At 68.2% G+C, this 12,683-nt stretch carries 10 protein-coding genes and 1 riboswitch; of the genes, 5 read left to right on the forward strand and 5 right to left on the reverse strand.

All coding sequences use genetic code 11. The annotated features are described in order from the left end of the window. Positions 1 to 86 precede the first annotated feature (86 nt). Positions 87 to 524 carry an SsgA family sporulation/cell division regulator gene (locus EDD90_RS28085; RefSeq protein WP_123975759.1) on the forward strand — a complete coding sequence of 146 codons (438 nt, stop codon included), beginning with the start codon at positions 87 to 89 and terminating at the stop codon, positions 522 to 524. A 144-nt stretch (positions 525 to 668) separates the two neighbouring features. On the opposite strand, the gene EDD90_RS28090 is transcribed toward EDD90_RS28085, so the two are convergent. Further along, positions 669 to 2,213 carry a YibE/F family protein gene (locus EDD90_RS28090; RefSeq protein ID WP_123975760.1) on the reverse strand — a complete coding sequence of 515 codons (1,545 nt, stop codon included), beginning with the start codon at positions 2,211 to 2,213 and terminating at the stop codon, positions 669 to 671. Between the two features lie 71 nt (positions 2,214 to 2,284). Then, positions 2,285 to 2,462: riboswitch (TPP riboswitch) on the forward strand. Between EDD90_RS28090 and thiC the strand changes: the two genes are divergently transcribed. Further along, positions 2,455 to 4,275 (forward strand): phosphomethylpyrimidine synthase ThiC, encoded by a 1,821-nt coding sequence (gene thiC, locus EDD90_RS28095; protein ID WP_123975761.1) that lies wholly within the window; start codon positions 2,455 to 2,457, stop codon positions 4,273 to 4,275. Its footprint overlaps the riboswitch before it by 8 nt. A 22-nt stretch (positions 4,276 to 4,297) precedes the next feature. Here the strand turns inward: thiC and EDD90_RS28100 are convergent, their stop codons facing one another. The 4 genes from EDD90_RS28100 to EDD90_RS28115 all read right to left on the reverse strand — a co-directional run bounded on the left by EDD90_RS28100 (position 4,298) and on the right by EDD90_RS28115 (position 8,360). Then, positions 4,298 to 4,735: an NUDIX domain-containing protein gene (locus EDD90_RS28100; protein ID WP_123975762.1), complete on the reverse strand. Its 438-nt coding sequence runs from the start codon at positions 4,733 to 4,735 to the stop codon at positions 4,298 to 4,300. Between the two features lie 117 nt (positions 4,736 to 4,852). After that, positions 4,853 to 5,722 carry a hypothetical protein gene (locus EDD90_RS28105; RefSeq protein ID WP_123975763.1) on the reverse strand — a complete coding sequence of 290 codons (870 nt, stop codon included), beginning with the start codon at positions 5,720 to 5,722 and terminating at the stop codon, positions 4,853 to 4,855. Positions 5,723 to 5,903: 181 nt separating this feature from the next. After that, on the reverse strand, positions 5,904 to 6,992 hold the full coding sequence (locus tag EDD90_RS28110) for a metallophosphoesterase (protein ID WP_123975764.1): 1,089 nt from the start codon (positions 6,990 to 6,992) through the stop codon (positions 5,904 to 5,906). Positions 6,993 to 7,247: 255 nt separating this feature from the next. Continuing rightward, a complete protein-coding gene (locus tag EDD90_RS28115) occupies positions 7,248 to 8,360 on the reverse strand; it encodes a LacI family DNA-binding transcriptional regulator (RefSeq protein WP_123975765.1) in 1,113 nt (370 codons plus the stop codon). Between the two features lie 438 nt (positions 8,361 to 8,798). Between EDD90_RS28115 and hisC the strand changes: the two genes are divergently transcribed. The 3 genes from hisC to cydB all read left to right on the forward strand — a co-directional run bounded on the left by hisC (position 8,799) and on the right by cydB (position 12,658). Next, entirely contained in the window at positions 8,799 to 9,878 is a 1,080-nt protein-coding gene (gene hisC, locus EDD90_RS28120) for a histidinol-phosphate transaminase (protein ID WP_123975766.1), read from the forward strand. 245 nt (positions 9,879 to 10,123) lie between these two features. After that, the gene (locus EDD90_RS28125; protein WP_123975767.1) at positions 10,124 to 11,632 is read left to right on the forward strand and encodes a cytochrome ubiquinol oxidase subunit I; all 1,509 of its coding nucleotides are present in this window, start codon (positions 10,124 to 10,126) and stop codon (positions 11,630 to 11,632) included. Between the two features lie 18 nt (positions 11,633 to 11,650). Further along, positions 11,651 to 12,658, forward strand: a complete 1,008-nt coding sequence (gene cydB / locus EDD90_RS28130) for a cytochrome d ubiquinol oxidase subunit II (protein ID WP_123975768.1) — start codon at positions 11,651 to 11,653, stop codon at positions 12,656 to 12,658. Positions 12,659 to 12,683 lie beyond the last annotated feature (25 nt).

Consider the following 12,683-nt stretch of genomic DNA (forward strand, 5'->3'; position numbering starts at 1 on the left):
GTGATCTGCTGTGTACGTTCAGCAAGATTTGACCACCATTACAGGGGTAAATCCCGGCCAGTCGGTGTCATATGACGGGGTAGGCGATGCGCGAGTCCGTACAAGCTGAAGTCATGATGAGCTTTCTCGTCTCGGAGGAGCTCTCCTTCCGCATCCCCGTGGAGTTGTGTTACGAGACCTGTGATCCGTATGCCGTGCGGCTCACCTTCCATCTGCCCGGGGACGCGCCGGTCACCTGGGCCTTCGGCCGTGAGCTGCTGATCGACGGGGTGGGCAGGCCGTGCGGGGAAGGCGATGTGCATATCGCGCCCGCCGACTCCGAGGTGCTGGGCGAGGTGCTGATCCGGCTTCAGGTCGGCGGTGACCAGGCGGTGTTCCGGTCCTCGGCGCCCCCGCTGGTGGCCTTCCTCGACCGCACGGACAAGCTGGTCCCGCTCGGTCAGGAAGGTGCGCTCGCCGATTTCGACGCCCACCTCGACGAAGCCCTGGACCGCATCCTGGCCGAGGAGCAGAGCGCCGGCTGAAGCGTTACGGCACGGGGCGCGAGGCCGCTCCGCCGAGCCGCCCGAGGATATGCAGGAACGCTTCTGCGCATCCTCGGGCCAGTGCCTGACGCTTCCGCCCTCACCGGCCGCCCACGCCCTCCCGCAGGCCCGTCCATGGCCCTCTCACCGTTTCCGGCGCCGCCCCCGGCCGCCGCCGCGCGGCGGAGCGGACGCGGCCTCCACGGGGAGGACCGCCTTCTCGCCCGGCCGGTCGGCCGACACCACCAGGGCCGCGAGCAGCGTGGTGACCGGCACCGAGGCGACCAGGCCGATCGAGCCGACCAGCGTGCGCACGATCTCCTCGGCCACCAGCTCGCTGTTGGCGACCGTTGCCACGCTGCTCTGCGCGATCGAGAAGAGCAACAGCAACGGCAGCGCGGCGCCCGCATAGGCCAGGACGAGGGTGTTGACGACGGAGGCGATGTGGTCGCGTCCGATACGGATGCCCGCCCGGTACAGCCCTCGCCAGCCCATCGTCGGATTGGCCTCGTGCAGCTCCCAGACCGCCGACGTCTGGGTCACCGTCACATCGTCCAGGACTCCCAGCGAACCGATGATGACGCCGGCCAGCAGCAGACCGCTCATGTCGATCGACGGGTACAGGCCGTGGATCAGACCGGTGCTGTCGTCGGTGTTGCCGGTGAGCGCGGCCCAGTCGATGAACTCCGAGCCGAGGACGCCGATCAGGCACAGTGAGACCAGCGTGCCGAGCACCGCCACCGAGGTCCGGGCCGACAGCCCGTGGCACATGTACAGGGCGATCAGCATGATGGCACTCGACCCGACCACCGCCACCAGCAGCGGGTTCGAGCCCTGCAGCACCGCCGGCAGGATGAACAGGGTCAGCACCAGGAAGCTGACGGCCAGCGCGACCAGCGCCATGACACCGCGCAGCCGCCCCACCACCACGACGGCGAGCGCGAAGATCCCGGCCAGCAGCGCCATCGGGAACTTCCGGTTCACATCGGTGACCGAGTACTGCAGGTCCTTCGGCGCCGAGGGCTCGTAGGCGGCCACGACCTGCTCGCCCTGGTGCAACTGCCGTGACTGGTCGGGCTGCACGATCTCGGTGAACGTACGGCCCTTGTCCTTGCCGGTGTCGACGCGGACCGTCGCCTTCTTGCAGGTGCCGCCGGACCCCTCCTTCGTGGAACCGTCCTCGCTGGTGGAGGTGTCGCCGATCGAACCGCTCCCGGAGGCGTTGACCGACTTGCAGTCGACCGAGACGACCTTGGTGACCGTGGCCGACTGTGTCTGGCGGTCGAAGCCGACGCCGGTGCGCTCGTGCGGCGGGGCTCCGCCGGGCCACAGCACCACCATGCCGACCACGACCGCGGCGGTGAAGGGGATGAGGATCGCCGCGATGACCTTGCGCAGATGCTTGGAGACCGGTGCGGCGGGACCGTGACTGTGGCTGTGCGAGTGACCGTGCCCGCCGCCGGACACGGAGCCGCCCTGGCCGGTGCTCCGACCGGGCGGGTGGCCGTGGGCATGGCCGGTGTCGTCGTGGTGGACATGGTCGTTGTCGTGTCCGTGGGAGGGCTCGTGGCTGTACTGCTGCCCCTGCCCGTGGTTGTGTCCGTCACCGGCACCGTGGCCCCCGTGGCCGGATCCACCGCCCCGTCTTGGTTCGGGGGGTGGATAGGGGTGCTGTTGTGTCGAGGTCACCGCCCGATCATCGCAAGAACGGCAGGGGCCCTCTGTTCACCGCGCCCGAATTGACGCTAGCGTGGAGGCACCTTTGCACACGCGGGAGCTCGGAGCACCGGGCTGAGAGGGCGCTGACCTCCGTATTCGCGATGTTTCACGTGGAACGAGTGATGTTTCACATGAAACGCCGCCCGACGGAAGCCGCTGCGTCGACCGCCGAACCTGTTACCGGGTAATGCCGGCGTAGGGAGTAGGTCTCATGACCAACAAGGACGCACGCACGCCTGCCTTCCGCCAGGACGAAGCGCCCATTGCGGGTGAATCCTCCCAGGAGGCCGGGAAGTCCATCGGCTGGCACAAGGGATATGTCGAGGGCTCGCGCCCCGACCTGCGGGTGCCGGTCCGTCAGGTGCATCTCACCAACGGGCAGTCGGTCACGCTTTACGACACCTCCGGCCCGTACACCGATCCGCTCGTCGAGACCGACGTCCGCAGGGGCCTTGCGCCGCTGCGGGAGAACTGGATCGTCGCCCGCGGTGACACCGCCGAATACGCGGGCCGGCCCGTCCGTCCAGAGGACGACGGGATCAAGCACACCTCGCCCCGTGGCGGTCTGCGCAACCTGGACGCGGTCTTCCCGGGCCGCCCTCGTCAGCCGCGCCGCAGCCGTGACGGCGAGGCGGTCACGCAACTCGCGTACGCCCGCCGGGGCGAGATCACCCCGGAGATGGAGTACGTGGCCATCCGCGAGAACGTCTCTCCCGAGGTGGTCCGTGAGGAGATCGCGGCGGGCAGGGCCGTACTGCCCGCCAACGTCAACCACCCGGAGATCGAGCCGATGATCATCGGCAAGCGGTTCCTGGTGAAGGTCAACGCCAACATCGGCAACTCGGCGGTGACCTCCTCCATCGAGGAGGAGGTCGAGAAGATGACCTGGGCGACCCGCTGGGGCGCCGACACGGTCATGGACCTGTCCACCGGACGCAACATCCACACCACCCGCGAGTGGGTGCTGCGCAACTCCCCCGTCCCCATCGGCACGGTGCCGCTCTACCAGGCCCTGGAGAAGGTGGACGGCAGGGCCGAGGAGCTGACCTGGGAGATCTACAAGGACACGGTCGTCGAACAGGCCGAGCAGGGCGTGGACTACATGACCGTCCACGCGGGCGTGCGCCTGCCGTACGTGCCGCTCACCGCCAACCGCAAGACCGGCATCGTCTCGCGCGGCGGCTCGATCATGGCGGCCTGGTGCCTCGCGCACCACAAGGAGTCGTTCCTGTACGAGAACTTCGAGGAACTCTGCGAGATCCTCGCCGCGTACGACGTCACGTACTCCCTGGGCGACGGTCTGCGCCCCGGCTCCATCGCGGATGCCAACGACGAAGCGCAGTTCGCGGAGCTCCGCACTCTCGGGGAACTCAACCGGATCGCCAGGCGTTTCAATGTACAGACCATGATCGAGGGCCCGGGCCATGTCCCGATGCACAAGATCAAGGAGAACATCGACCTTCAGCAGGAGATCTGCGATGAAGCTCCGTTCTATACGCTCGGCCCGCTGACCACGGACGTCGCGCCGGCGTACGACCACATCACCTCCGGCATCGGTGCCGCGATGATCGCCTGGTGGGGCACGGCGATGCTCTGCTACGTCACGCCCAAGGAGCACCTGGGCCTGCCCAACCGGGACGACGTCAAGACCGGCGTCATCACCTACAAGATCGCCGCTCATGCGGCCGACCTCGCCAAGGGCCACCCGGGTGCGCAGGAGTGGGACGACGCGCTGTCCGACGCCCGCTTCGAGTTCCGGTGGGAGGACCAGTTCAACCTCGCCCTGGACCCGGACACGGCCCGCGAGTTCCATGACGAGACGCTCCCCGCGGAGCCCGCCAAGACGGCCCATTTCTGTTCGATGTGCGGGCCGAAGTTCTGCTCGATGAAGATCAGCCAGAGCATCACGGAGAGGTTCGGCGGCGCGGCGGCCGAGAGGGCGTCTGCGGAGGAGGTCGCGGAGGGGATGCTGCAGAAGTCGAAGGAGTTCGCGGCGAGCGGGAACCGGGTGTATCTGCCGCTGGCGGACTGAACCGCTCCCGGCTGCCGGTCGGTTACCGGTCTCGCCACGTGTCGACGTGTTCCAGCAGGTAGGCGGTGAGTTCCGGCGGGTGGAGGCCGAGGGCGGTCACGGCTGTGGTGTCCAGCGGGACCCGGACCGGATCGAAGTCACCTGTGTCGGGGGCGTCGAGTTCGGGACCGCTGCGGCGCTCCGGACGGAGGTCCAGCAGGTCGGCCAGGAAGTAGTGCTGGGTGATGGTGATCGTCTCCCCCGGGTCGGTCACGGTCAGGAACTCGGTGGCAGGGCCGATCGTGGCCCCGAGTTCCTCCATGACCTCGCGGCGCAGGGCCGTGTCGAGATCGGCGTCGTCGGGTTCGACGCTCCCGCCGACAGTCGTCCAGTACGGGAATCCGCCGGGCCATCTTCGGCGCAGGAACACCAGATGGTCGCCGTCGAGGAGGACCACACGCACTTTGTGACGGACCTTCATCTCCGTGACGATAGCGCGCCGGCTACCTCACGGGACGAGGACCAGCCTGCCGGTGGTGCGCCCGGCCCCGTGGACCGGGTGTCCGGCTTGCGCCCCCGGATGGGGGCGCAAGCCGGGTTATTCCGGCTGGTGCTCCGGGCCTCCGTAGTCCGGGCTGGTGTAGTCCGGGCTGGTGAAGCTCGGGCGGGTGGCGGGCGCGGTGCCGTCGTCGGTGCTGAAGCCCGGGCGGTCGTAGCCGAGGCGTGGCATCCGGCCAGCCGGGCCCGACGGCGTCGTACGGCGCAGTCCGGCCGTGCCGGGGTCGGTGGCCAGCGCTTCTCGCAGGAAGGGCAGGATGCCGCGCTCCAGCAGGGCGTCCCGCCAGGCCTCCCGGGCCTTGGCCACCTCCCCGCCGGGCTCGCCGTAGGCTCCGGCCTCCAGCGAGGGGCTGTTGCGCAGTGCGGTGAGCAGCAGCCCCACACCTGCCAGCAGGATGGCGGCCGCGGTCACGGCACCGAACACCCAGCCGGCGGTGAGCATGGTCCGGGCGAAGGTGCGAGACGGGTCCAGCATCTTCAGGACGTAGCCGACGAGCAGGAAGATCGCCGCGGCGGTGCCGGCGAGGACGGGGGCCAGGACCGCGACGACGGCGACAGCGCCCGCGCCGGTGGTCTCGGCTGCCCCGCCGAGGGTGGTGGCGAGCCCCAGTGCACCGCCCGTGCCCGACTCTGCCGAGCCGGACTCCTGGACGGTGGCCGGGGTGGACCGCGCCGGATTGCGCAGTTCCTCGCGGACCTTTACATAGTGCTGGTACTCGGTCGCCGCGGCCGCCGTGATCAGTGCGGTGGCGTTGAGCGCCATGGTGCGCAGCTGTTCGGTGTTCAAATGCTGGCCTATACCGGCCAGTTCTGGACGGTAAGGGGCGGAGCGCAGCGCCTCATCGAGGATCCGCTCGTATTCCTGGCGGTCCTCACTGAGCAGGTGCTGCGGAACGCTGTTCATGTGCATCCCCCGATGCTCCGTAGGGCTTGGGGCTCGCACGCCGGCGAGCCGTCGGGCAGAAACGGAGGGGAGCCTGCTACGGATAAACCGATGGTAGAGCCGTTAAGGCACGCGGTGACAGGGGGTTGCCGGAAATTGGGGGTGACCCGCGTGCGACGCCGGAGGGACAGAACAGCCTGCCGAACCCTCAGTTGTCCAGAGGAAGTTGCCTAACCAGCAGCTTTCCGGCCATGGTCACTCCGCCGTCCATGGCGATGGCGAGCCCGTCGGCGTAGATGTGCGGCCCCGTCACCACGGGGCCGGTGCCCTCTTCGTCGTCCTCGGAGCCGACTTCCCCCAGCAGATAGGGAATCGGGCTGTGTCCGTGAACGATTCGGGTGCCGCCGTACGTATCGAGAAGGGAACGGACGGCGTCTGCACCCCCTTCGTCACGGAAGGAGAAGCGCTTGGTGAACTTGCGGAAGAGATCCCAGACCTCATCCGCGTCGTTACGGGTGATGGTCTCGCGGACGGTGTCGTTGACCGCCTCGATCGAGTCGCCGTAGTCGAGGTAGGCGGTGGTGTCCGAGTGCACCAGCAGATATCCGTCGACCTCCTCGACCGCGTCCAGGCGGGCCATCCACTGGAGGTGGTGGTCCTGGAGCCGGTCCATGTCGGTCTTCTGGCCGCCGTTGAGCAGCCAGGCCGCCTGGAAGGTGGCGGTGCCCGCGCCGGAGTTGACGGGGGTGTCGCCGAACCGCTTGGCGCCGAGCAGCAGCAGTTCGTGGTTGCCCATCAGCGCCTTGCAGTAGCCGCCGGCGGCGGCCGCCTCGGCCGACAGCCGCATCACCAGGTCGATGACGCCGATGCCGTCCGGACCCCGGTCGGTGAAGTCGCCGAGGAACCACAGCCGTGCGGTGCCCGCGCACCAGTGCCTGTCCGCGTCGATCAGCCCCTGCTCCCGCAGGGCGGTGATCAGCTCGTCGAAGTAGCCGTGCACGTCACCGACGACGTACAGCGGGCCGGGGCCGGCCGCGGCCTGCGCGACCGGGGCGGCGGCCGGTTCGACGGGCAGCTGGAGCGTGTCGCCGCGGTTGATGACCGGCAGGTCGCGCTGGGTGGGCGTGTACCCGTCCGGATAGCCCTCCGGGTACGCCTCGTCGAGCGGCGGGACGACGTCGCCGGGATGCGTGCTGTCGACGTACGGACCGGTCTCGTTGACGTACGCGGGCACCCGGAAGTCGCGCAACGTCGCCGTCCGCTCCGTCTCGGGTCCCTGACCGGCCCCCTGAGTCATCAGACCCCTCCACCATCACGCCGCATCTGCACCGCATCGGACTGCCTGGTCGCAGCGGCCCGCGGTGTCGTGGGCCCATCATAGGAATGCCCGTCGCGCCGTGTGATGACCCAGGGGTGGTGAATCCGGGCAGGACTCCGGTTCGGCGCGGCTTTCGCCCCGGTTGGGCAGGGCTTCGTCCATCCGCCGTTCACCTGCCGGCCGCCATCCGACGACGCCCGGCGGGTGCGCCGTCCGGCTCTCGGCGTGCCCGTGCTACCCCTCCTCCGGTGCCCGCGGCGGGCTCACCGTCGTGCGCTGCGGCCGTCGCTGGGAGGAGGTACGCACGATCAGTTCGGTCGGTATCACCTGCTCGACGGGCTGGTCCGACTCGACCCCTTCGATCGCGTCGATGAGCAGTTGTACGACCGCCGTGCCGATGCGGCGCGGCTTCAGGGAGAGCGTGGTGATGGGCGGCTCGGTGTTGGCGTACACGGTCGACTCGCTGCAGCAGACCAGCAGCAGGTCGTCGGGGACGCGCAGCCCGTAGCGGCGGGCGGCGGCGAGCAGATCGGTGCCGTTGGGGTCGAACAGGCCGTAGACGGCGTCGGGGCGGTCAGGGCGGGCGAGCAGCCGGTCGGCGGCGACGGCGCCCGCGCACGGGTCGTGTGCCGGGTAGGCCTCGTAGACCGGGTCCTGGCCGACGCGTTCGCACCAGCGCAGGTAGGCGGTGGTCGACAGATGGGTGTACGTGTCCGTCGTCGTGCCCGTGAGCAGGCCGATCCGGCGGGCGCCCGCGTCGGCGAGATGGTCGAGGATGCCGAGGACGGCGGCCTCGTGGTCGTTGTCCACCCAGGCCGTGACCGGGAGCGAGCCGGCCGGGCGGCCGTCGGAGACCACCGGCAGGCCCTGCCGGACCAGCTCGCTGACGACCGGGTCCTGGTCGGAGGGGTCGATGACGACCGTGCCGTCCAGGGCCACGTTCGACCACACGTCGTGGCGCGAGGTCGCGGGCAGGATGACCAGGGCGTAGCCGCGGGCGAGCGCGGCCGAGGTGGCGGCCCGCGCCATCTCGGCGAAGTACGCGAACTCGGTGAAGGTGAAAGGTTCATCCCCGTACGTCGTGACGGTCAGGCCGATGAGTCCCGACTTGCCGGTACGGAGGGTGCGGGCGGCGGCCGAGGGGCGGTATCCCAGCCGGTCGGCGACCTCGCGGACGTGGCGCCTGGTGGCGTCCGGGAGCCGGCCCTTGCCGTTCAGGGCGTCGGAGACGGTCGTGATGGAGACTCCGGCGGCGGCGGCCACGTCTCTGATGCCTGCCCGGCCCGGCCGGCTGCCTCGCCGAGAGGTTTCCGCGCGGCTCACCTGGTGCTTCCCTGCTGCTGTCATGGCGAGCCGATAGTAGGGCTCATGCGGTGGGGTAGTGCGGACGCATATGCACGCGTTGACAGGCACGTTTCTGCAAGGTCAAAGAGGGTTAACTACCTTAGAAAGAAAGTCAGTTGAACGATCCAATGGTGAGACGTGACTTGTCGGCACGGATGGGCCTGCCAAGTGCTCGATGTTTCGAAGAGGTCTCAACTCACCTTCACGGGTGATGCGCGCCACGGCGTGAGCTACCGGCGCGTAGATATATGTAGGGCGCGCCCCCGATAAATGCGCCTTCGTATGGTGATGCCCGTGATGCCTATGGGGCGGGTGAGGTCAGGCCGCCCGGCTTCTCACTCGCTCCGCAGCTGTACGCAGGGGGGCCGAATCCTCATAAGGTGAGCAGTATTGGATGCCGGCGGCGCGGACGGTCCGCCGGAGGTCGCGAGGAGGACTGCGGTGAGCGAGACGAGCCCCAAGCTGCGCGCCGAGCTGGAGGGTATCCCCACCTACAAGCCGGGCAAGCCCGCCGCGGCCGACGGTCCGGTCGCCTACAAGCTGTCCTCCAACGAGAACCCCTATCCCCCGCTTCCCAGCGTGATGGAGTCCGTGACCGCGGCGGCCTCGTCCTTCAACCGCTACCCGGACATGGCCTGTGCCGGTCTGATGAACGAGTTGTCGGACCGTTTCGGCGTCCCGCTCTCGCATCTGGCCACCGGCACCGGCTCGGTCGGCGTCGCCCAGCAGCTGATCCAGGCCACCAGCGGACCCGGCGACGAGGTGATCTACGCCTGGCGGTCCTTCGAGGCGTACCCGATCATCACGCAGATCAGCGGTGCCCGCTCGGTCCAGGTGCCGCTGACGCCCGGCGATGTGCACGACCTGGACGCGATGGCGGACGCGATCACCGACCGCACCCGCCTGATCTTCGTCTGCAACCCGAACAACCCGACCGGCACGGTCGTGAAGCGGGCCGAGCTCGAACGGTTCCTCGACCGGGTGCCGGGCGATGTGCTGGTGGTCCTCGACGAGGCCTACCGCGAGTTCATCCGCGACCCCGAGGTGCCGGACGGTGTCGAGCTCTACCGTGAGCGGCCGAACGTCTGCGTCCTGCGGACCTTCTCCAAGGCGTACGGTCTCGCCGGGCTGCGGGTCGGCTTCGCCATCGCCCATGAGCCGGTGGCGGCGGCGCTGCGCAAGACGGCGGTGCCGTTCGGCGTGAGCCAGATCGCCCAGGTCGCGGCGATCGCCTCCCTGCAGGCGGAGGACGAACTGCTCGGCCGGGTGGGCTCGCTGGTGTGCCAGCGGCAGCGTGTGGTCGAAGCGCTGCGCGCCCAGGGCTGGACGGTGCCCGAGACCCAGGCCAACTTCGTGTGGCTGCGGCTGGGGGAGCGTACGGCGGCCTTCGCGGGGCTCTGCGAGGAGCACGGTGTGGTCGTCCGGCCGTTCCCGGGCGAGGGCGTGCGGGTGACGGTCGGCGAGACCGAGGCGAACGACATCTTCCTGAAGGTGGCGGAGGCGTTCCGCAAGGAGCTCTAGCCCCTGGCAGGTCCACACGTACGGGGTCGCACGGCCGGTGTTCCGGGGCCGGTCGGCCCCGTACGGCTGTGTCCGGAGAGGGCCGAACGGCTCAAGTGCGACCCCCCTTCGTCCTTCGATAATCAGTGCGTCATAATGGCTTGTGAATGTGAATGCATTCACAAGCGCGTCCCGTTTGGTCCGTGATGTACGTGACAAAAGGGGCACATGCCGCTGTATTACGGCGACGTAAGGAGACTGACGACGTGGACCTGGCTCTGGCGCCGGAGACACTGGCGCGCTGGCAGTTCGGCATCACCACCGTCTACCACTTCCTGTTCGTCCCGCTGACGATCTCACTGGCCGCGCTCACGGCCGGTCTGCAGACCGCCTGGGTGCGCACGGAGAAGGAGAAGTACCTCAGGGCGACCAAGTTCTGGGGCAAGCTCTTCCTGATCAACATCGCGATGGGGGTCGTCACCGGCATCGTGCAGGAGTTCCAGTTCGGCATGAACTGGTCGGACTACTCACGGTTCGTCGGTGACATCTTCGGCGCCCCGCTCGCCTTCGAGGCGCTGATCGCGTTCTTCTTCGAGTCCACCTTCATCGGGCTGTGGATCTTCGGCTGGGACAAGCTGCCCAAGAAGATCCACCTGGCCTGCATCTGGATGGTCTCCATCGGCACGATCCTGTCCGCGTACTTCATCCTCGCGGCCAACTCGTGGATGCAGCACCCCGTCGGCTACAAGATCGACAAGGCGAAGGGGCGGGCCGAACTCACTGACTTCCTGGCGGTCCTCACCCAGAACACCGCGCTGGCCCAGGCCTTCCACACGCTGTCCGCGTCCTTCTTGACCGGTGGCGCGTTCATGGTCGGCATCGCCGCCTTCCATCTGTTCCGCAAGAAGCACATCAGCGTGATGAAGACCTCGCTGCGGCTCGGTCTGGTCACCGTCGTCATCGCCGGCATGCTCACCGCGATCAGCGGTGACACCCTCGGCAAGGTCATGTTCAAGCAGCAGCCGATGAAGATGGCCGCCGCCGAGGCCCTGTGGGACGGCCAGAAGCCGGCGCCCTTCTCGATCTTCGCCTACGGCGATGTCAGCAAGGGCCACAACACCGTCGAACTGTCCGTCCCCGGCCTGCTCTCGTTCCTGGCCGACGACAGCTTCAATTCGTACGTGCCCGGCATCAACGACACCAACAAGGCCGAGCAGCAGAAGTACGGCGCCGGCGACTACCGGCCCATCATCCCGGTCACCTTCTGGGCGTTCCGCTGGATGATCGGCTTCGGTATGGCGTCCTTCGCGATCGGCATCGTCGGACTCTGGCTGACCCGTAAGAAGTTCATGCTGCCGCAGCATCTGCGGGTCGGCGAGGACGAGGTGCCGAACCTGGTCCTCTTCAGGAACAAGGCCCTCAGCCCCAAGCTCGGCAGGCTGTACTGGCTGGTGGCGATCTGGACGCTCGGCTTCCCGCTGATCGCCAACTCCTGGGGCTGGATCTTCACCGAGATGGGCCGCCAGCCGTGGGTCGTCTACGGCGTCCTGCAGACCCGCGACGCGGTCTCCCCCGGTGTCTCCCAGGCCGAGATCCTCATCTCGATGATCACCTTCACCGCGCTGTACGCCATCCTCGCCGTCATCGAGGTCAAGCTGCTCGTGAAGTACATCAAGGCCGGCCCGCCGGAGCTCACCGAGGACGACCTCAACCCGCCCACGAAGATCGGCGGCGAGGCCCGTGACGCCGACAAGCCGATGGCCTTCTCGTACTAGGCCGAGGGAGACGCAGTCATGGAACTTCACGACGTCTGGTTCGTCCTGATCGCCGTCCTGTGGACCGGCTACTTCTTCCTGGAGGGCTTCGACTTCGGGGTCGGCATCCTCACCAAACTGCTGGCCCGCGACCGGCTGGAGAAGCGGGTGCTGATCAACACGATCGGCCCCGTCTGGGACGGCAACGAGGTGTGGCTGCTCACCGCGGGCGGCGCCACCTTCGCCGCCTTCCCCGAGTGGTACGCCACGCTCTTCTCCGGCTTCTATCTGCCCCTGCTGGTCATCCTGGTCTGCCTGATCGTCCGCGGTGTCGCCTTCGAGTACCGGGCCAAGCGGCCCGAGGAGAACTGGCAGCGCAACTGGGAGACCGCGATCTTCTGGACCTCGCTGATCCCGGCGTTCCTGTGGGGTGTGGCCTTCGGGAACATCGTCCACGGTGTGAAGATCGACCGGCACTTCGAGTACGTCGGCACCGTCTGGGACCTGCTCAACCCGTACGCCCTGCTGGGCGGACTGGTGACGCTGACGCTGTTCACCTTCCACGGCACGGTGTTCACCGCGCTCAAGACCGTCGGTGACATCCGGGTACGGGCACGAAAGCTGGCGACCAAGGTCGGCCTTCTCACCGCCGTGGTGGCGCTGGCCTTCCTGCTCTGGACCCAGGCCGACAGCGGTGACGCCAAGAGCCTGGTGGCCCTGGTCGTGGCGGTCGTCGCGCTACTGACGGCCCTCGGGGCGAATCTGCGGGGCCGTGAGGGGTGGGCGTTCGCCCTGTCCGGCGTGACCATCGTGGCCGCCGTGGCGATGCTCTTCCTGTCGCTCTTCCCGAACGTCATGCCGTCGTCGCTCAACGGGGACTGGAGCCTCACGGTCACCAACGCCTCGTCGAGTCCGTACACCCTGAAGATCATGACCTGGCTGGCGGCGATAGCCACGCCGCTCGTCCTGCTCTACCAGGGATGGACGTACTGGGTGTTCCGCAAGCGGATCGGCACGCAGCACATCGCGACCGAAGCCGCGCACTGAGTCCGACGGGCAGGGTGATTCACGG

Source organism: Streptomyces sp. Ag109_O5-1 (assembly GCF_003814875.1).
GTDB classification, from domain to species: Bacteria; Actinomycetota; Actinomycetes; order Streptomycetales; family Streptomycetaceae; genus Streptomyces; species Streptomyces sasae.

Excerpts from the sequence above, each read along its gene's own strand:
- EDD90_RS28085 (WP_123975759.1), top strand. The coding sequence starts at position 87 with ATGCGCGAGTCCGTACAAGCTGAAGTCATGATGAGCTTTCTCGTCTCG.
- thiC (WP_123975761.1), top strand. The coding sequence starts at position 2,455 with ATGACCAACAAGGACGCACGCACGCCTGCCTTCCGCCAGGACGAAGCG.
- EDD90_RS28110 (WP_123975764.1), bottom strand. The coding sequence starts at position 6,992 with ATGACTCAGGGGGCCGGTCAGGGACCCGAGACGGAGCGGACGGCGACG.
- EDD90_RS28100 (WP_123975762.1), bottom strand. The coding sequence starts at position 4,735 with ATGAAGGTCCGTCACAAAGTGCGTGTGGTCCTCCTCGACGGCGACCAT.
- EDD90_RS28115 (WP_123975765.1), bottom strand. The coding sequence starts at position 8,360 with ATGACAGCAGCAGGGAAGCACCAGGTGAGCCGCGCGGAAACCTCTCGG.
- cydB (WP_123975768.1), top strand. The coding sequence starts at position 11,651 with ATGGAACTTCACGACGTCTGGTTCGTCCTGATCGCCGTCCTGTGGACC.
- EDD90_RS28105 (WP_123975763.1), bottom strand. The coding sequence starts at position 5,722 with ATGCACATGAACAGCGTTCCGCAGCACCTGCTCAGTGAGGACCGCCAG.